At 62.0% G+C, this 17,842-nt stretch carries 17 protein-coding genes and 1 pseudogene; 7 read left to right on the top strand and 11 right to left on the bottom strand.

The annotated features are described in order from the left end of the window. Positions 1-6: 6 nt before the first annotated feature. Positions 7-750, top strand: a complete 744-nt coding sequence (locus AYM40_RS05865) for an SDR family oxidoreductase (RefSeq protein ID WP_063495401.1) — start codon at positions 7-9, stop codon at positions 748-750. Here the strand turns inward: AYM40_RS05865 and AYM40_RS05860 are convergent. The 3 genes from AYM40_RS05860 to AYM40_RS05850 all read right to left on the bottom strand — a co-directional run bounded on the left by AYM40_RS05860 (position 747) and on the right by AYM40_RS05850 (position 4,471). Next, positions 747-1,772 carry an aldo/keto reductase gene (locus AYM40_RS05860; protein WP_063495400.1) on the bottom strand — a complete coding sequence of 342 codons (1,026 nt, stop codon included), beginning with the start codon at positions 1,770-1,772 and terminating at the stop codon, positions 747-749. The genes AYM40_RS05865 and AYM40_RS05860 overlap by 4 nt on opposite strands. A gap of 187 nt (positions 1,773-1,959) precedes the next feature. Next, a complete protein-coding gene (locus tag AYM40_RS05855) occupies positions 1,960-3,681 on the bottom strand; it encodes a tetratricopeptide repeat protein (protein WP_063495399.1) in 1,722 nt (573 codons plus the stop codon). A gap of 238 nt (positions 3,682-3,919) precedes the next feature. Next, on the bottom strand, positions 3,920-4,471 hold the full coding sequence (locus tag AYM40_RS05850; RefSeq protein WP_063495398.1) for a DUF4142 domain-containing protein: 552 nt from the start codon (positions 4,469-4,471) through the stop codon (positions 3,920-3,922). A 403-nt stretch (positions 4,472-4,874) separates the two neighbouring features. Between AYM40_RS05850 and AYM40_RS05845 the strand changes: the two genes are divergently transcribed. Both AYM40_RS05845 and AYM40_RS05840 read left to right on the top strand, forming a co-directional pair. Then, entirely contained in the window at positions 4,875-5,858 is a 984-nt protein-coding gene (locus AYM40_RS05845; protein ID WP_063497858.1) for a chemotaxis protein CheV, read from the top strand. A 103-nt stretch (positions 5,859-5,961) separates the two neighbouring features. After that, complete coding sequence (locus AYM40_RS05840) at positions 5,962-6,741, top strand: hypothetical protein (protein ID WP_063495397.1); 780 nt, start codon at positions 5,962-5,964, stop codon at positions 6,739-6,741. Between the two features lie 168 nt (positions 6,742-6,909). Here AYM40_RS05840 and AYM40_RS05835 read toward each other — a convergent pair whose 3' ends face one another. The 6 genes from AYM40_RS05835 to AYM40_RS05805 form a co-directional block, all read right to left on the bottom strand. Next, positions 6,910-7,260 (bottom strand): hypothetical protein, encoded by a 351-nt coding sequence (locus tag AYM40_RS05835; RefSeq protein WP_063495396.1) that lies wholly within the window; start codon positions 7,258-7,260, stop codon positions 6,910-6,912. A 12-nt stretch (positions 7,261-7,272) separates the two neighbouring features. Continuing rightward, a complete protein-coding gene (locus AYM40_RS05830; RefSeq protein ID WP_063495395.1) occupies positions 7,273-8,094 on the bottom strand; it encodes a hypothetical protein in 822 nt (273 codons plus the stop codon). Between the two features lie 391 nt (positions 8,095-8,485). Continuing rightward, on the bottom strand, positions 8,486-8,755 hold the full coding sequence (locus AYM40_RS05820) for a hypothetical protein (RefSeq protein WP_063495394.1): 270 nt from the start codon (positions 8,753-8,755) through the stop codon (positions 8,486-8,488). An 83-nt stretch (positions 8,756-8,838) separates the two neighbouring features. Next, positions 8,839-9,147 (bottom strand): hypothetical protein, encoded by a 309-nt coding sequence (locus AYM40_RS05815; RefSeq protein ID WP_063497856.1) that lies wholly within the window; start codon positions 9,145-9,147, stop codon positions 8,839-8,841. A 373-nt stretch (positions 9,148-9,520) separates the two neighbouring features. Beyond that, the gene (locus AYM40_RS05810; protein ID WP_063495393.1) at positions 9,521-10,297 is read right to left on the bottom strand and encodes an aspartate/glutamate racemase family protein; all 777 of its coding nucleotides are present in this window, start codon (positions 10,295-10,297) and stop codon (positions 9,521-9,523) included. After that, on the bottom strand, positions 10,294-11,538 hold the full coding sequence (locus AYM40_RS05805) for a D-amino acid dehydrogenase (protein ID WP_063495392.1): 1,245 nt from the start codon (positions 11,536-11,538) through the stop codon (positions 10,294-10,296). Before AYM40_RS05805 ends, AYM40_RS05810 begins: the two co-directional genes overlap by 4 nt. 341 nt (positions 11,539-11,879) lie before the next feature. Here AYM40_RS05805 and AYM40_RS05800 point away from each other — a divergent pair, with 341 nt between their 5' ends. The 4 genes from AYM40_RS05800 to AYM40_RS05785 are packed head-to-tail and all read left to right on the top strand — an operon-like array spanning position 11,880 to position 16,541. Continuing rightward, the gene (locus tag AYM40_RS05800) at positions 11,880-13,079 is read left to right on the top strand and encodes a branched-chain amino acid ABC transporter substrate-binding protein (protein ID WP_063495391.1); all 1,200 of its coding nucleotides are present in this window, start codon (positions 11,880-11,882) and stop codon (positions 13,077-13,079) included. Positions 13,080-13,104: 25 nt separating this feature from the next. Then, positions 13,105-14,004: a branched-chain amino acid ABC transporter permease gene (locus AYM40_RS05795; protein ID WP_063495390.1), complete on the top strand. Its 900-nt coding sequence runs from the start codon at positions 13,105-13,107 to the stop codon at positions 14,002-14,004. Between the two features lie 3 nt (positions 14,005-14,007). Continuing rightward, positions 14,008-15,822 carry an ABC transporter permease subunit gene (locus tag AYM40_RS05790; RefSeq protein WP_063495389.1) on the top strand — a complete coding sequence of 605 codons (1,815 nt, stop codon included), beginning with the start codon at positions 14,008-14,010 and terminating at the stop codon, positions 15,820-15,822. After that, the gene (locus AYM40_RS05785; RefSeq protein WP_063495388.1) at positions 15,810-16,541 is read left to right on the top strand and encodes an ABC transporter ATP-binding protein; all 732 of its coding nucleotides are present in this window, start codon (positions 15,810-15,812) and stop codon (positions 16,539-16,541) included. Before AYM40_RS05790 ends, AYM40_RS05785 begins: the two co-directional genes overlap by 13 nt. A gap of 395 nt (positions 16,542-16,936) precedes the next feature. On the opposite strand, the pseudogene AYM40_RS39945 reads toward AYM40_RS05785, so the two are convergent. Both AYM40_RS39945 and AYM40_RS05775 read right to left on the bottom strand, forming a co-directional pair. After that, a pseudogene (locus AYM40_RS39945) lies at positions 16,937-17,068 on the bottom strand (transposase); the annotation flags it as partial. Next, complete coding sequence (locus tag AYM40_RS05775) at positions 17,068-17,829, bottom strand: IclR family transcriptional regulator domain-containing protein (protein ID WP_063495386.1); 762 nt, start codon at positions 17,827-17,829, stop codon at positions 17,068-17,070. The pseudogene AYM40_RS39945 and the gene AYM40_RS05775, both read right to left, overlap by 1 nt. Positions 17,830-17,842: the final 13 nt, after the last annotated feature.

Below are 17,842 nucleotides of genomic sequence, written 5' to 3'. Positions count from 1 at the left end.
CGAATCATGAACACGATCAGGAACGCTCAAGTCGCCATCGTTACCGGCGCATCCCGTGGCATCGGCGCAGCGGTTGCGCAACGCCTCGCCAAGGACGGCTTCGCGGTTGCCGTCAACTACGCATCGAGTTCATCGGAAGCCGATGCGCTGGTCGCGGAACTGACGGTGGCGGGCGCCAAGGCCATCGCCGTGAAGGCCGACGTTTCGAACGCCGACGACGTGCGCCGCATGTTCGAAACCACCGAACAGCACCTCGGCAAAGTGGACGTGCTGGTCAACAATGCCGGCGTGCTGAAGACGGTGCCGCTCGCCGACACCAGCGACGCGCTGTACGACCAGACCTTCGGCATTAACGTGCGCGGCACCTTCAACACCCTGCGCGAAGCGGCCGCACGGATGAACGACGGCGGACGCATCGTCAACTTCTCGAGCACGACGCTGGCGCTGAACATGCCGGGCTACGCGATCTACAACGGCACCAAGGCTGCCGTCGAAGCATTCACACACGTGTTCGCCAAGGAATTGCGCGGCCGCGACATCACCGTCAACGCAGTGGCGCCGGGTCCGATCGCGACCTCGCTGTTCCTCGACGGCAAGACCGAAGAACAGATCCAGACCTTCGCGAAGATGCCGCCGCTGCAACGCCTCGGCCAGCCGGACGACATCGCCTCGGTGGTGTCCTTCCTCGCCGGCCCGGATGCAGGCTGGGTCAATGGCCAGATCCTGCGCGCCAACGGCGGCGTGGCTTAAGCCACTTTCGGATTACGCTCCGCAAATCCTTCCTGATGCCAGTACGGATACGCGGGACGTACAGCGCTGGCAGCGTCGAGTTTCGCCACCTGTTCGGGCGTCAGATTCCAGCCCACCGCGCCGAGGTTCTGCCGCAACTGCTCTTCGTTGCGCGCGCCGATCAACACCGTGGATACGGTAGGCCGCTGCAGCAGCCAGTTCAGCGCGATTTGCGGCACGGTCTTGCCGGTTTCGGCAGCAACCTCGTCGATTGCATCGAGCACGCGGAACAGGTACTCGTCCGGCACCGGCGGCCCCATGTCGGCGGTTTTATGCAGACGGCTCGTTTCCGGCAACGGCTGGCCGCGCTTGATCTTGCCGGTGAGGCGCCCCCAGCCGAGCGGACTCCACACCACCGCACCCACGCCTTGATCGGCGCCGAGCGGCATCAGTTCCCACTCGTAATCGCGGCCGATCAGCGAATAGTAAGTTTGATTCGCGACATAGCGCGGATAGCCGTAGCGATCCGCGGTGTCCTGCGATTTCATCAGGTGCCAGCCGGAGAAATTCGACACGCCGGTGTAGCGGATTTTGCCGGCGCGCACGAGATCGTCGAGCGTCGACATGACTTCGGCAATCGGCGTCTTCGCGTCGAAACCGTGCAACTGGAACAGGTCGATGTAATCGGTTTGCAGCCGTTTGAGCGCCGCGTCCACCGCCTGGATCAGATGAAAGCGCGACGAGCCGACGTTGTTCGGACCGTCGTCGACACGGAAGGTCGCCTTGGTCGAGATAATCGCTTTGTCGCGCTTGCCCTTGAGCGCTTCACCGAGCACCGACTCGGAAGCGCCACTCGAATAGATGTCCGCGCTGTCGAACATCGTGACACCCGCATCGAAACAGATGTCGATCAGGCGCCGCGCTTCGGCGACGTCGGTGGCGCCCCACGCCTCGAAAAATTCGCCCTTGCCGCCGAATGTGCCCGTGCCGAAACTCAGTACCGGCACCTTGAAACCAGATGCACCCAGATGTCTATATTCCATTGTTGAATCTCCGTGGCCTAGCCGTCGATAAACGGACGTTCAGTCTACGCGCGTCTCGGCAACCGTGCCGACGGCTTGGATTGTGTTGACAGATGCCGCTGATCAAAGCGTGCCGTCATGGCAACGAAGTGAAGCGTGCAGCGCCGATCTATCCGGCTACCGCACAGCCTGGGCTTTATCTTCGGTGCTACACCGGCTTTCCCGCGGCGCCCGACGCGGCCAGCGCGTCACGCGCACTTCGAATCACGCTGTCCCAATCGCCCAATGCCGGCTGCCGGAACAACCTCGCTTGCGCGTACCAGGGCGTATCGGCGCGTTCCAGCATCCAGCGCCAGCAGGTGTCGAAGCGGTTCAGAATCCATACCGGCTTGTCCAGCGCACCGGCCAGATGCGCGGTGGACGTGTCCACCGATATCACCAGGTCGAGGTTTGCCACCAGCGCGGCCGTGTCGGCGAAATCCTCGAGTTCTTCCGTGTAATCGATGACGCCCACGGACGCATCACCACGAGGCAGTTGCTGCGCAGCCGGCCCTTTTTGCAGGCTGAAGAACTGCACGTTCGGCACATCGAGAATCGGTGCGAGCCGCTCGAATGTCATCGAACGGCGCGCGTCGTTCTTGCGGAGCTCGGCGACATGCGGCCGATTTCCGCCCGCCCAGACGAGTCCGACCTTCAAGCGCCCTTCCGCTTGTGCAGCAATACGCGTGTGCCACTCATGCGTTGCTTGCGGGTCGGCGAACAGATAAGGCGTCTTCGACGGAATACTCGCGAGGTCGGTCTTGAACGCGAGCGGCAGACTCAGCAATGGGCAGTGACAATCGAACGGCGGCAGGGCGTGCCCCGCTTCGATCAATTGATCCACGCCGTCGAGCGTGGACATTAGCCGCATCAATTCGGGCGGTACTTCGAGCACGACTTTTGCGCCGAGCTTCGACACCATCCCGGCATAGCGGCAAAACTGCAGTGTGTCGCCGAGGCCCTGCTCGGCGTGCAGCAAAATCGTCTTGCCGTCGATTGAAAAATCGCCCAGCCAAAGCGGTTGCGCAAAGGTGCGCCTGCCCGCCTTGATCCGGCTACGCTCCCAGCGCCATTCGTATTCCTTCCAGCCCGCATCCAGCTGCCCCAGTTGCAGCAGACACAACGACCGGTTCCAATGCGTCTCGGCGGCGGTGGGGTTCACGGCCAGCGCGCGCCCGTAGCTCTGCAACGCTTGCGCGTGCTCGTCGAGATCGATCTGGGTGAGGCCGAGGTTGCTCCAGGCATCTGCAAACGCAGGGGCGAGTTCGAGCGCGCGCTGATAGCTTTGCCGCGCTTCGCGCGGCTGGTTCAGATCGCTGAGCGCATTACCGCGATTGCTCCATGCGTCGGGATAGTTCGGCTGCAAGGCGAGCGCGCGATCGCAGCTTGCGAGCGCATCGGCGGGACGGCCCAGATCGCGCAGCACGCAGGCGCGATTGTTCCAGGCTTGCGCGAAATCCGGCATCAGGGCAAGCGCGCGATCAAAGCTGCCGAGCGCTTCGAGCGGCAGATTCAGACCGGCCTGCGCATTGCCGCGATTGTTCAGCGCATCCGGGAATTTGGGCTGCAAGGCGAGCGCGCGATCGGCACTGCCGAGTGCTTCGTCGAAACGTTGCAAGGCATTGAGCGCATAGGCGAGATTCGAATGAAGCGGCGCCTGCTTTGCATTAATGGCAAGTGCCTTCTTGATGAACTCGATGCCCTCTTGCACACGATCCGCTTGCAGCGCGAGCGAACCCAACAATTGCAACGCCTCGAAATGGCGTGGCTTGAGTTCGAGAATCTCACGATAGAGTTCTTCGGCCTCGGCGAATGCGCCGTTCCGCTGAAGCGCGACGGCTTGCCGAAGCATATGGTCCAGCTGTTGCGGGAGATTGGCAGGCTTGCTCATGAGGTGAGCGTTGATTGAATGCATGTGGAATCGGGGAACCGCTTTCGAACTGCCTGAGTCGCGCTGGAAGCCGCGCAGTTCAGGCCCGAAAGAACGAAGCCGATTATCGCCGAAAAGAACGCATTCGGCCTGCTGTATGCAGGCGCCGCGCGTCACGCCGTAACGTGACGCGCACCTTGATGCTCAGACTCTGCGAGACCGTGCCTGGTGGGCCCCGTTTGAGGGACCGGTATACGGCTTACTGGGCAGCCAGATGCTTACGCTTGGCAAGATCCTGAGCCATCGCGTAATGCTCCTGAATGGTCGGCAGTGCCTTCTTCGCTGCGTCCTTCAATTGTTCGTCGCGGCCCGAGGCGATTTCCGCCTGGAAAGCCGACAGTGCTTTCTGGTCACCGGCGAGCGCAACCTGCTCGATATAGACCTTATCGAAGTCGGCGCCACGCAGGTTATTGATGCTTGCGAGCACCGCTGCGTCCGGATCGTTCTTCGGCACGTCGACACCACGCGGGCTCGCCGCGCGCAACGCGTCCGAGATTTTCGCGTTGTCGTTCGACACGCGCTCGGCGAATGCCTTCACGTCGCGGTCGGTGGAGCGCGACGTGGCAATGCGTGCGGCGTCGCGTTGCGTAGCGACGGCCTTGGTGGCGTCGGTGATGAAGGCCTGGTCGGCGGCATGAATACGAGCGGTGTCCGGCGCGGCGGGCGCGGTCTGTGCACTGGCCACGGTAGCGACGGCCATAAGGCTGGCCATGCAGGCACTGGTGATGGCGGCGAGAGGCAAGCGGATCATATGTTCTCCTTGGAGTGGAAGCGAAACAACGGCGATGCGTGTGCGCCGTGGCCACTGCGTGCGATTGCATTGATACCTTGCATGTCGCTTGCGACTGGCCAATGGCGCCGCGCTCTTATTGCTGTGCATTCTAGGAGGCGCATTACCCGGCATGTGAAACCATGCTGTCGCTTCTGTAACGTTAGGTAACCTTCATACAAATTACCTGCTTTTGCTGTAAAGCCGCGTTCCTATTCCTGCCCCGAATAGCGACCGGCTGGTAACCAGAAAGCATCAGTAAACCGCCTGAAATCACTGAACTTTCCTGTCGCTGCGCCGATAACAAAAAGATAGGGCGCGCGCCAGGGCCGAACGAACGGTATGCATGGCGCACCACTCGCACCGCAATCCCTGGGGAGTTTCGATGGCAGTAGACCACCGCGCGAACGACGAACGCAGCAACCTGACGAGTTCCAACAAATTCGAGTTGTTGCTGTATCGGCTGGGATCCGTGCCTGGCAGCGACGCGCATGAGCTTTACGGCATCAACGTCTTCAAGGTGCGAGAAATCTCGACGATGCCACCGGTGACACCGATTGCGGGTTCTTCGCCGTACGTGATGGGCGCTGTGGACATTCGCGGACAGATTATTCCCGTGATCGATTTGCCGCGCCTGATGGGTTGCGAGCCGACGCGCGGCTTGAACATATTGCTGGTGACGGAATTCGCGCGTTCGACGCAGGCTTTTGCGGTCGAAGAAGTGGACGACATCGTGCGGCTCGAATGGAATCAGGTGCTGTCCGCCGAGGGCGCGGCGGGTGGCAATCTGGTGACGAGCATCGCGCGTATCGACGGCAACACGGGCGACTCGCGGCTCGCGCAGGTGATCGACGTCGAGCAGGTATTGCGCGACGTGTTTCCGTCACAGCATCCGAGCGTCGACCCGACCTCCGTGGGTGAAGCGCTTGGCATTCCCCGTGGCGCGAAGATTCTCGCCGCTGATGATTCCAGTTTTGCGCGCAAGCTGATTGAGCAGGCGTTGAGCGCGATCGGCGCGGACTACGTGATGACCAAGACTGGCGAGGAGGCGTGGAATACATTGCAGCAGGCTGCGCGCGAAGCGCAGTCGACCGGCACGCGGGTGAAGGACAGTATTGCGCTGGTGTTGACCGATCTCGAGATGCCGGAGATGGATGGGTTCATGTTGACTCGTCAGATCAAGGCTGACGAGCGGACCCGGGAGATTCCGGTGATTATTCATTCGTCTTTGACTGGCGCCGCGAATGAGGCGCATGTGAGGAATGCTGGGGCGAATGGGTATGTGGCGAAGTTTGCAGCCGCTGAGCTGGCTGATGCTATTCGCCATGCGCTTGGGGGCGTGTCTGCGGTGAAGCGGGGTGTTGTTTGAAGTTGGGGTTTTGCCCGTGCGGGGCAGTCAAAAAAAAACCAATCGACGCCAATTTCTATGTGACCATACGCAAACCCCAACCCACACGGAGTGCAAAGGCAAAATGCATCAACCGGACCCACTCCACCCCCTGCGCCCCTTCCTGAAAAACTACGTGTGGGAACACGGCCACATCGGCACTCGCTACATCAACTGCGCCACCGGCGAAATCAGCTTCGATGACGGCAAAAAATCCCGCTTCGCGGCAGAAAAGTACCTCTACGTCCCGCTAGACAAAGACGCCGCGGACGACCCGCTGGCTACCGGCCCATCAACCCAGGACGCCGCCCTCGCGCGCTTCCTCCGCGCCGCGCAACTCGGCAAACCCGAAGAAGCCGGCTCCGCCGCAGAAGTCCAGCGCGCCGTTCACGATTGCGTCGACCTGGCGATCTTCAGCGCCTATCAGCACGACGCGCGGCAAGCAGTCGATCACTACACCCAGGAAGCCATGTTCGACGACGAAATCCGCGCGGCGCTCGTCAGCGATATTCGCCGGGTCTACGGGCCCATGCGCGACCAACTCGCGCTCTATGACTTCACCGTGCTGCATGGCCTGCCCACGCCCCTTCTCTTCAGCGATGCGCCATTCATCGACTGGCGCGTGCGCGTCAAGCCGGCCATGCCATTCGTCTCGCTGCCCCTCGGACCCTATGCATTGCTGGTCGGCACGCCGTCAGGACGAACCAGCCGCGCCGCACCCGTCGCGTGGAAAACCGCCGTGTCGATGGGCGCGCTAAAGGATCACAATCGCCTGATGGTCGAACGCGCCCGTCTGTGGATCGTGGCCACCGGCGACGATCAACTGGTAGCCATACAAGAACGCTTCAAGAAAGACGACGCATAACCGGCGCCGCCCTCCATACCCTCACGCCTCGCGGCGCGGATGCGCTTCGAGCGCAAGCGAAAATATCAGGTCCGATCGCAACAATGTCCAGATACCAGGCGTGGAAATGGCCGAACTGCGCCAGTGTTTCTGTCATTGTCATGGATACTCATGGAGTATTGAAGTATGTCAGGCCGCCTGGATTCGCAGAGAGGTGAACTCAACGATCATTTCTGCGCCGACTGTCGCCGCGACGAGCGCGACCAGGTTCGGTTGCTTGTCAGAAAAGCGATCCGAGCTTTCCAATACCTTTAGCACTCGCTCGTAGCGCGGTGACCCGAACTCCAGAATCTTGATGTCGTAAACGATGTTGAGAAGCCCGTAGTGCTCGATAACGCATCGTGTCGTACCGACGAACGTCACGGTAGCACGCCGATTGTCCAGCTTGAGTCCCAAGGTCAAACTGTCGCCGTCGTCCGTTACGGCGACGATATCGATTTGCCAGTCGTGAAAATAGTCAAATGTCTGGAGTTCATTCATGATTGGATCTCGTCACCGGGGGAGCAGAGAAAAAGCGTTTCCCTTATCGCGGACGTTTCCGTCCCAGTTGTGGACATGCGGTGACCCGAAACCGTGATCGTGATCGAAGTCAAAATCGACAGCGGCATTTCCGCTCGCATCATAGAGTCGCATTTGGCCACTTCCGGACGGGTTGTCCACCCACGTGTTGGCGGGGCCTCCTGTGCGAGGCAACCATGCTAACTGACTGTCTTCGCCGGGCAATCGAGCAACGGGATCATTAGCATATTCAAACGGCTGCGCGTCGCCTAGCGGCGTAGCGGCTTCCATGAGATCGCCCGCGGCATCGGCCAGTGACGCTGCGGCCCCGTTCGCATAGCGGGCCGCAACCGCATTGACCTCGTCCACCATGTCGTTATAGCGGTCCATGTAGGCCGTCGCAGCCTCGTACGACATGCCCAGCCCCGTCATCAGCTCCTCACGGAAGCTGGGAAGCCGTTTGGGTTTAGGCGCCGGATCGTTCCACGCGCCCCCTGTCCGCGATTGCTCGGCAATGAGAACGACACTCTCACCGCGAATCATGGACTGCAAGGTCTGTATGACCTCAAGGTCAGCGCCGCTCTCTGCCAGCCGTTGGTGCCAGTGGAAGTTAGTCCCGAGGAACGAGCGAACGCGCTGCACAAGTGCGGCGTCCTGAGCCCATACATCGGCGTATGCACGTCGCGCGAACTTCTTGCCTTCCTCAACCGCCTGTTTTTGCCCGGTAGTGAGAAAGATGCGCCCACTCCCGTAGGAATCCTTGCTGTACATCATCCACCGTTGCAGCGAATCCGTTTTCAGTTCAGTGCCGCCCATTACCAGGTCCTGTCGCTTGTGACGGTGTAAACCTAGCAGATTGCCGGACGCCCTTGTTTTTGGGATCCCGCGTGAACCACGGGTATTAGCGGCAAAGATCGTAATCAGTTCGTGGTCGGTCAGCCGGCCGCTATCTACGAACGAGTCAATGTTGAGCCGCGTTCAGCAGCATCCATATTTGCGTTCGCGGCTCGCCTGCGAGGATGCGGACAAACGCCGCCCGGCATCGCGTGCAGGTGTAATGCTGCTCCGCTCTCGCATCCTTCACCGCACCGGCTCCGACCAAGGTCAGCGTGTCGTGCGGCTCGACCGCCGAGGCCTGTCCGTAAAGGTCAGCGCATGGCGTGCAGGGCTGAATCCAGAGTTCCATATTGAGCAACTTGAGCATTGATCAGCCGTTGCCGGCACCCCACCCGCCTTCGGGAACCATATCGACGCGCCGCTTGCCTTCGACATACCCCGCCTCGCGGGCTTCTTCTTCACTGCGAAAAGTGGCGGCAAGTTCCTCGAAACGAATGCTCTGCCCAGTGACGTGGGCATCGGCGCCGTGGCGACAGATGTACGCCGAGTAATGCCACAGGGTGGTGGGTGTCCGCGGGCCGTATGCAAGGATCGGAAGGACCCAGACTTCGTATCCGTTGTGCTCGATCTTGTCCCACATGCCAGTCTCCGTCCGGAATTTGAAGGAATCGTATGCAGGCGCCGCGACATGAAACTCATGCGCGCAACCATACCGGTGCTTCGTCAAACCTGCGGAAGATCGTCCATGGACTTTTCGACACTCCCGTCGGGGTCCTCCGTGTCGATTCCATCAGGGCCGTTGGTGTGCGTAACGATCTTTATTTTCGGCCCCAGAAATCTCGCACCGCCGAGGGTAAAAAGGGACCAGCCTACGTCCCCCGCATGGATCGCTCTGACCACTTCGGCTACCTCGACTATCGCGGTCGGGGACAGCCATTCATGCGTCCTCAGGTCGACCGGAGCCCAGCGCACGTGCGTGACTCGATCAGTTGCAGGGTTAATGCGTACACCGTCGATAGCAAACGTAGTCATCTCTACCTCCACCATCCCGACAAAGGAATTTCAGTATTATGCGCCGCTTCCTTTCCGGCTCTCCAACCTGTTGCATTGCGGGATCATCTGCGACAGCGACGCGCCGGACGAACCGTTAATGCGTCTGGAATCGGCCGAAATCTTTTTCTGCACCTGGTGTCAAAGTTAAGTGCTTGATCTGAAGTATGCAGTCCGACATGACATCCCGCCAATCGACAACAAACAGCACCCCACAGCGTCTGGCTCTTCCACTTCTATTTCGACGATGGTGGCGTGCTGCGCTCCACCCAGAAGAGCCCTGACCCGCTGCACGACCACGATGACAACGACCGGTCATTCTGATTGCTTCCCAGGTCACGCACGTTATCTACGATCAAAGCGTGAATAACCTCCCCAGATGAGGCTCGCAATCCTCCACTCCTGCGAGGCGCAATGCGTGCCAGGCCATTGCGAAGTTGCTCGATATCACCGGCTTGCCGATCCTCGCCTCAAGCTCCGGAATCAGTTCGGCGATGCGCAGGCTCGTGCAAGACACGAAAACAGCGTCCACGTCGGCGTTCTGTGCAAGGTGCTCGACGGCGGCTCGCAGGGACGCTGCGTCAATCCGCGCAACCTCGTTGTCGTTCGCATGCTCGAACGACGCCATACGCGTGACGCCGACACCCCGCGCCTCGATGTAGTCGCACATAGAGTCGTTGATTGCACGCACATACGGCGTCAACAGTGCGGCTCGCTGCACGCCGAGCGCGCGCAACGCAGCGAGCGCGGCGGTGATCGGCGTGGTGCACGCGACGCCGGGGCGCGCTTCGTGAATGCGTGCGAACACGTTCTCCTCGCCGATCACCATCGCTGCCGACGTGCAGCCAAACGCCACGACATCGATCCGCTCGCCAGGGCGAATCAGCGCCACCGCCGCTGCAATGCGGGAGTCCATTTCCCTCAGCCGTTCGGGCGTGATATCCGCCGAGTTGTATACGCGGCTTTCGTAGAACGCCACGCCATCCTGCGTCAGCAGCTTGCGCCATTCGTGTTCGATCGTATGATCGGTGGCGAGCACCACGAGGCCAATGGCGGCACGCCGGCAGATGCCGTCGTCCAGCACGAAATCGAGTCTTGCGTAGGCGTCGTCCTGCAGTGCACTCGTGCTCATTTCAGTGTCATCCCTGTCATGTCGATCTCGGGCTGGCGACCGGTCATGACGTCGACCAGCAGTTTTGCGGTGCCGCACGACATCGTCCACCCCATGTGTCCGTGCCCGGTGTTCAGATACAGGTTCCTGTGACGCGTACGGCCGATCAACGGCGTACCTTCCGGCGTCATCGGGCGCAGACCGGCCCAGTAGGACGGACTGTCATAGTCGGCGCCGCCGGGGAACAGCTCGCGGGCGGCCTGCAGCATGGTCGTGAAATCGGCGGGTGTATGGTGGGTGTCGTAGCCGGCGAATTCCGCGGTTGCAGTAAAGCGCAGCCGCTGGCCAAAACGCGCCCACGCCACGAGGTTGTTCTCATCGACGCCGCCAAGATTCGGCGGACGGTGATCCGGCCCGACCGGGAACGTGGCCGAGTAACCCTTCACCGGATACACCGGCAGCCGATAACCCAGACGACGCGCAACAATGGGCGACCAGGAACCGAGCGCCAGGACGAACTCGTCACCTCGCACGAGTCCCGCCGGCGTATGCACGCCGACTATCTGGTCGCCTGACGCCTCGATTGCGCTGATCGGCGTATCGAATTCGAAACGCACGCCAAGGCGTTCGCACGCCGTCTTCAAGGCGCGGGTGAACAGGTGCGCATCGCCGCTTTCGTCGGTGGGGCAATAGATTGCGCCGGCAATCCTGTCACGCGCCGCCCCAAGCGCGGGCTCCCGTTCGACGACCTGTGCCGCATCGAGCGTTTTGAGCGGCAGGCCGTTGTCCTTGAGGATCGACATGTTTTGCGTGCCGCGCGCAAAAGACGCTTCGTCGCGATAGAGATACAACAGGCCGCGGCTGATACGGTCGTATTGCAGATGCTCGGCGGCGGTCAACTGTTGCAACTGCGTCTGCGCATAGCGGCAGAGGGCGACCTTGCGCGTCGTGTTTACGCGGGAGCGTTCCGCTGTGCAGTTTCGCAGGAACTGGAGGCACCAGATCCACATGTGCGGGTCCGCGTTGAGCTTGAGCCGCAGCGCCTGCCCTTCGACGAAGAGCGACTTCAGCAGGATTTTCGGCGCACGCGGCGAGGCCCATGTGTACGAATGCCCCGGCGCGACCAAGCCAGCGTTGGCAAAACTGGTCTCGAGCGCGACGCCCGGCTGGCGGTCGATCACCGTCACCTCGCGGCCCGCTTTCGCGAGGTACCAGGCGGCCGTGACGCCTGCGATTCCGCCCCCTAGCACGACGCTTTTCATGCGTGACTCCCTTGTCGGCTGGAGTTAGCGCTTTAGCGCTTACTCCAGCCCCATAGCGCTTACTCCAGCCCCATGCACAGCTACTACCCGTTCAAATATAGCGCTGCCTGCACGTTGAATGGTGGTCTATACGCGGATACCCTATCTCGTCCAGTCTGTGGCGGGACCTATCATGAAAGGAGCACTTTCCTAACGGCTCCGCGACGCGCCCGCCAGACAAGCCACTCGTCTGGCGGATCAGGCATTGCACGCGAACGCACGTTTTTGTCCGCTTTCTGATGTCACCGGTCTATCCGCGTGGCGGATCGCTTCGATCCCTTTCACAATAAGGAGTCACTAACATGATTGCTCAGAAGAATGGCACACCCGATGCAGCTCGCGTCTTGCGGCGAACGACGATCGCGGCCATGGCCGCTCTGGCCGTGCTCGCCGGCACGGCCCCCGGGTCGGCGCAAAGCCAGGGCGCCACGCTCAAGATCGGCGTACCCGTGCCGCTGTCGGGCAGCAGCGCCAATGCCGGCCAGGACATCGTCAACGGCGCCAAGCTGGCCGCCGCCAAAATCAACGCGGCGGGCGGCGTGCTGGGCAAGCAGATCGAACTGGTGCCGGAAGACGACGCCTGCGACGCGCAGACGGCGGTACAGGCGGCGCAGAAACTGGTCGATGCGGGCGTCGTCGCGGTAGCAGGCGGTTACTGCTCCAGCGCCGCACTGCCGGAATTGACGACCTTTCACCGCGTCGGTATTCCCTACGTGATGGACGCGTCGACCAATCCAAAATTGACCGAGATGGGCTACGAGAACGTGTTCCGCACGATTGGCCGTGACGACGAGCAGGGCCCGTTTGCGGCCAACTTCATCAAGAACTTCCTGCACGCGAAACGTGCGGCGGTCATCAACGACAACACGACCTATTCCAAGGGCCTCGCCGACAACACGGTGGAAGCGCTGAAGAAGGACGGTGTCGATGTCGTCTACGACGATGCGATCACGCCCGGCCAGATGGACTACTCGCCGACGCTGACCCATGTCGGCTCACTGAAGCCGGACGTGATCTATTACACCGGTTATTTCGCCGAAGCCGGCCTGTTGGTGAAAGAGGCGCGGCAACTGGGCCTGAAGATGACGCTGATGGGCGGCGACGCCACCAACGACCCCACACTGATGAAAACAGCCGGCCCCGCGGCCGACGACATGGTCATCACCACGGCGCCGCTGGCGCAGTTCCTGAGCGCCGCGCACGGCTACGTCGACGACTATACGAAGGCCTATGGGCAAGGTCCCGGCCCCTATTCGGTCTACGAATACGATGCCGTCGGGGTCACCGCAAAAGCGATCGCGAACGCAAAATCGACGGCGCCCGCGGCGATCAATGCTGCTCTGCACAAGATCTCGGGCTATCAGGGCGTGACCGGGATGATCAGCTTCAACCCGAAGGGTGACCGCAGCAACGCGGTGTATATCGTCATCACCGTGCGCGGCGGCAATTTCACGCCTTATCAGCGGCTTGATTCGAGCGGACACTGGGTGGCGATGAAGTAGGCCCTGGCGCGCGCCGGGCCCGGCCATGAGCACCTTTTTCCAGTTCGTCGTCGAAGGGCTGACGACCGGCTCGTTCTATGCCCTCGTCGCCCTTGGCTACACGATGGTCTACGGGATTATCCGGCTGATCAACTTCGCTCACGGCGACTTGTTCATGGTCGGTGCGTTCGTCGGCTGGACCGCTTTGACGGCGCTCGCCGCCGCGCACCTGCCGCTCGCCCTGGCGCTGCTGATTGCGCTCGTCGCTTCGATGGCGGTCACCGGCGCCCTGGGCCTCGCCATCGAGCGGCTGGCGTACCAACCGCTGTTGCGCGCGCCGCGGCTGTCGATTCTGATCACGGCGCTCGGCGTTTCACTCGCGTTGGAGAACGGCGTGCTGCTGCTGTACGGCGCCGGCTTCGACACCTATCCGCACGTGCTCAGCCAGGCAGGGCTCGATCTGCTCGGCGTGCGGGTCAGCTTCACGCAGATCGGCATCATCGTAGCGAGCCTTGTGCTGATGCTGGCGCTGTATTTCTTCGTCCATCACACGTTTCTCGGCACGGCAATGCGCGCGCTGGCGATCGATCAGGACGCCGCGCGTCTGATGGGCGTCAATGTCGAGCGGCTGATCCAGCTGACCTTCCTGCTAGGTTCGGTGCTGGCCGCCGTCGCGGGGGTGATGGAGGGGCTCTACTACACGCAGATCAATTTCTTCATGGGCTTCGTGCTGGGGCTTCGTGCGTTCACCGCCGCCGTTCTCGGCGGCATCGGCAACATTCCGGGTGCGATGGCCGGCGGCATCCTGATCGGCCTGCTCGAGGCCTTCGGCGCCGGTTATGTCTCATCGCAGTGGACCGATGTGCTCGTGTTCGGCGTGCTGATCGGTGTACTCGTGATCAAGCCAACCGGCTTGTTCGGCGAACGCGTCGTCGAGAGGATGTAGGCCATGAGCGCGACGCAGGCGTCAGCGCGTTGGCATCGCCCTGTGGCCGGCGCAGGTCTGCTGGTCGCCGCCGTGGCACTGCCGGCTGTCGCCAGCAGCTATATCGTCGATGTCGGCCTGACCATCGCCACCTATTCGATTCTCGGCCTGGGGCTGAATATCGTCGTCGGTTATGCGGGGCTGCTGGATCTGGGCTATGCAGCCTTCTTTGCCATCGGCGCCTACACGACGGCGCTGCTGGAAACACTGCTGCGCTTCTCGTTCTGGGAAACGCTGCCGTTCAGCCTCGCGTTTGCCAGCGCTTCGGGCATCGTGATCGGCTACCCCACCCTGCGCCTGCGCAGCGACTACCTGGCGATCGTCACGCTGGGGTTCGGCGAGATCACGCGCATCATTGCCACCAATCTCAGGATTACGGGCGGCCCAAACGGCATCTACGGTATCGACAGCCCCAGCCTGTTCGGTTACGAGATCAGTTCGCCCCATGCGGTGTACGAACTGGGCATCGCGTTCCTCGTGCTGGTGCTCGTGTTCGCGATCCGGCTCGGCCAGTCTCGGCTCGGCCGCGCCTGGACCAGCATCCGCGAGGACGAGGCGGCTGCCGAGGCCGTCGGTGTGCCGACGCTGCGCGTCAAACTGCTGGCCTACGTGATGGGCGCATTGATCGGCGGTTTTGGCGGCAGCCTGTTCGCTGCGCGCTTCGGGACGATCGACCCGACCGGGTTCACCTATCTGCAGTCCGTCACGATCCTGATCATCGTCGTGCTTGGCGGCCGAGGGAGCATTCCTGGCGTGATACTCGGCGCCGTCATCGTTGCCGGCCTGCCCGAGCTGCTGCGTTTCCTCAACCTCTGGCGCATCTTCGGGTTCGCGATCGGCCTGGTGATCCTGATGCTGCTCCGGCCGCAAGGCCTGTGGCCGGCGCCGCTGCGCCGCGTGGCACCGCCGCGCGAGGGCGAGGGCGCCGGCGCCGCAAAGCCCGTGCCGAGCCAGACCGTCACCGACGAAACCTTGCTCGAAGTGCGCAACATGCAGCGCCGCTTTGGCGGTGTGCTGGCGGTCGGCGGCGTCAGCTTCACCGTGCAGAGCGGTGAGATTCTCAGCCTGATCGGCCCGAACGGCGCCGGCAAAACCACCGTGTTCAACTGTCTCACCGGCGTGACCCGTCCGACCGGCGGTCAGGTTCTCTGGCGCGGTGCCTCGCTGGTTGGAGGAGCCCCGCATCGCATCGTCCATCGGGGCATGGCGCGCACCTTCCAGGGCATCCGCCTGTTTGCCAACATGACGGCCTTCGAGAACGTGCTGATCGGCATGGACCATCGGCTCCGAACGCAACTGCTCGCCGAATTGCTCGCGCTGCCCTCCGCGCGTTCCGAGGCGGCCGATCACGCGACAGAGGGCCTCGGCTGGCTCAGCTTCGTCGGCCTCGGCGCCCGGGCGGGCGAACGCGCAGCCGACTTGCCCTATGGCGATCAACGCCGGCTGGAGATCGCCCGTGCGCTCGCCAGCAACCCGCATCTCCTGCTGCTGGACGAGCCGGCGGCGGGGATGAATCCGACCGAGAAGCACGCGCTGATGGAATTGATCCGGCGAATTCGGGATCTTGGCGTGACGGTGCTGCTGATCGAACACGACATGATGCTGGTGATGGGCGTGTCGGACCGGATCATCGTCATGGACCATGGCGTCATCATCGCCGAGGGGCCGCCAGCCGAAATCCAGGCCGATCCGCGTGTGATCGACGCCTATCTCGGTACGGCGGGAATAGACGAAGCGGCTGACGATGCCGCCGGGGAGAAATCGCTGTGGGACTCCTAGAAATCCGCGATCTGCATGTGAGCTATGGGAACGTAGAGGTTCTGCACGGCGTCTCGCTGGACGTCGCGGAAGGTGAGATCGTGGCCTTGCTCGGCAGCAACGGGGCCGGCAAGACCACGACGCTACGCGCCATTTCCGGCCTGATTCGCCCACGTTCTGGACAGATCGTGATGGCCGGGCACCTGCTCACCGGACTGCGCGCCCACCAGATCGTGGCCCTGGGTCTCGGTCATGTGCCGGAAGGCCGTCGCATGTTCGGAGCGCTGACAGTCGAGGAAAATCTGCGGCTCGGCGGTTATCTGATCCGGGCCGACGGCGCCTTGCTGGAACAGCGGATGACCGAGGTCTATCGGACTTTTCCGCGACTCGGGGAGCGGCGTAGCCAGTTGGCGGGCACGCTCAGCGGTGGCGAACAACAGATGCTGGCAATCGCACGCGCTTTAATGCTGCGGCCTCGCGTTGTTGTGCTGGACGAACCGTCCATGGGACTGGCGCCGAAGCTGGTCCGGGTGATCTTCGGCATGATTGCAGACATTTGCAAGGAAGGCACCTCGATCCTTCTCGTCGAGCAGAACGCACGCCAGGCACTGCGTATTGCTCATCGGGCCTATGTGCTGGAAAGCGGCCGCATCGCGCTAGCCGGCCCGGCCCGGGATCTGGCGCAGGATAGCCGGGTGCGCGCAGCGTATCTGGGTGGGAGTGCTGTGGCGACGGAGTGACAGAGCAATACTGCGCCATGGGGTTGGTACGGCACCGTTCGGTGACCAAAGGAAGGCGCGTCGCCGCTTCCCCTCGTGTGCCGTGACTGTGCCGGTAGTGCCACGAATAGTTCAAACATCCTCACATGCTGCCTCGGCGTTCTGTCCTTTATTCTGGTCGATTCTGCATTGCGCCCGATGTACGCACCTGAGAAATTTAACTCATACCAAGCAGTGCTAAGGCGGGATGGATTCGACGTGTTCTTGCGATGGATCGGCTTGCGAAACCTGACATCGCTTGCTACGCACGTGGCTGGCGTATTGATGCTGTTTTATGTTCAGGTACGCCTGGTGCTCTCGCTGAAAGCCGCACCATCCTCGCCCCTCGGCCAGCCTTGCCCTTCGAGGGTTCGGCAGGCAACGGCCAGTACAACACCGTCCGGGGCACCGCTTTGCCGTGCCTCGCGCAACTGCGTGATCGCGATCTGAGGCTTGGTCGCAAACCCGATCTCATCGGGCACGCCGGCCTGCTGCCGTCTTACTTCTTCTACGACGCTGCCCTCAGATGAGACGCCGCCTGGCGGAGCTCCGGCAGGTAGTGCTGTATCGCATCTCCTTCGGTGTACTGGCCCGCTGGCAAGCTGATGTTGATCGCTGCGATGACTGCTCCTTGCTTGTCCCGTACAGGCACGGCAAGGCCGCAGATCGACTCGTCAAGTTCGCCGTCGACCCACGCATAACCCTGCGCGCGTGCCTGGAGAATGCGCTCGCGCAGAATCGCCTTGTCGGTCAGCGTAGCGCTCGTCAATTGCTGCAGCGTGGCGCCCTGAAGATACGCATCCAACTCATCGTCTGGCAAACCCGCAAGCAGTACACGACCCATCGAAACTACATGCGCGGGCAATCGGCTGCCGAGCGTCGGACTCATTGCGAGTATCCGCTTTGAATGCTGCCTCAGGATGTACACGATGTCCGAGCCGTCGAGCACTGACAGCGCACACGACTGCCGAACTCGCGTAGACAGTTCCTCGAGTGTGGTCTGCGCATCCCGCCAGTAAGGCAGCGAACTTAGGTACGACAGACCAAGCCTGAGCACGCGCGGCGTCAACCAATAATACTTGCCGTCGGTCGCGACAAACACGAGATCGATCAACGTCATCAGGAACCGCCGCACCGCTGTGCGCGGCAAGCCAACACCCTCCGCAATTTCCCCGAGTGTCTGACGGCTCGCACGTTGCCCCATCACTTCAATCACGGCGAGCCCGCGCGCGAAAGTGCGCACGAATGACTCGCTGTCTGGCGTGGCCATGGTTACTCCTAGT

It is taken from the genome of Paraburkholderia phytofirmans OLGA172 (genome assembly GCF_001634365.1).
GTDB lineage: Bacteria > Pseudomonadota > Gammaproteobacteria > Burkholderiales > Burkholderiaceae > Paraburkholderia.
Note: the sequence above shows the minus strand (reverse complement) of the source record. Positions and strands in the feature narration are given on the sequence as shown.

Coding starts and splice junctions, on each gene's coding strand:
- AYM40_RS05865 (WP_063495401.1), top strand. CDS start 7: ATGAACACGATCAGGAACGCTCAAGTCGCCATCGTTACCGGCGCATCC.
- AYM40_RS05860 (WP_063495400.1), bottom strand. CDS start 1,772: ATGGAATATAGACATCTGGGTGCATCTGGTTTCAAGGTGCCGGTACTG.
- AYM40_RS05855 (WP_063495399.1), bottom strand. CDS start 3,681: ATGAGCAAGCCTGCCAATCTCCCGCAACAGCTGGACCATATGCTTCGG.
- AYM40_RS05850 (WP_063495398.1), bottom strand. CDS start 4,471: ATGATCCGCTTGCCTCTCGCCGCCATCACCAGTGCCTGCATGGCCAGC.
- AYM40_RS05845 (WP_063497858.1), top strand. CDS start 4,875: ATGGCAGTAGACCACCGCGCGAACGACGAACGCAGCAACCTGACGAGT.
- AYM40_RS05840 (WP_063495397.1), top strand. CDS start 5,962: ATGCATCAACCGGACCCACTCCACCCCCTGCGCCCCTTCCTGAAAAAC.
- AYM40_RS05835 (WP_063495396.1), bottom strand. CDS start 7,260: ATGAATGAACTCCAGACATTTGACTATTTTCACGACTGGCAAATCGAT.
- AYM40_RS05830 (WP_063495395.1), bottom strand. CDS start 8,094: ATGGGCGGCACTGAACTGAAAACGGATTCGCTGCAACGGTGGATGATG.
- AYM40_RS05820 (WP_063495394.1), bottom strand. CDS start 8,755: ATGTGGGACAAGATCGAGCACAACGGATACGAAGTCTGGGTCCTTCCG.
- AYM40_RS05815 (WP_063497856.1), bottom strand. CDS start 9,147: ATGACTACGTTTGCTATCGACGGTGTACGCATTAACCCTGCAACTGAT.
- AYM40_RS05810 (WP_063495393.1), bottom strand. CDS start 10,297: ATGAGCACGAGTGCACTGCAGGACGACGCCTACGCAAGACTCGATTTC.
- AYM40_RS05805 (WP_063495392.1), bottom strand. CDS start 11,538: ATGAAAAGCGTCGTGCTAGGGGGCGGAATCGCAGGCGTCACGGCCGCC.
- AYM40_RS05800 (WP_063495391.1), top strand. CDS start 11,880: ATGATTGCTCAGAAGAATGGCACACCCGATGCAGCTCGCGTCTTGCGG.
- AYM40_RS05795 (WP_063495390.1), top strand. CDS start 13,105: ATGAGCACCTTTTTCCAGTTCGTCGTCGAAGGGCTGACGACCGGCTCG.
- AYM40_RS05790 (WP_063495389.1), top strand. CDS start 14,008: ATGAGCGCGACGCAGGCGTCAGCGCGTTGGCATCGCCCTGTGGCCGGC.
- AYM40_RS05775 (WP_063495386.1), bottom strand. CDS start 17,829: ATGGCCACGCCAGACAGCGAGTCATTCGTGCGCACTTTCGCGCGCGGG.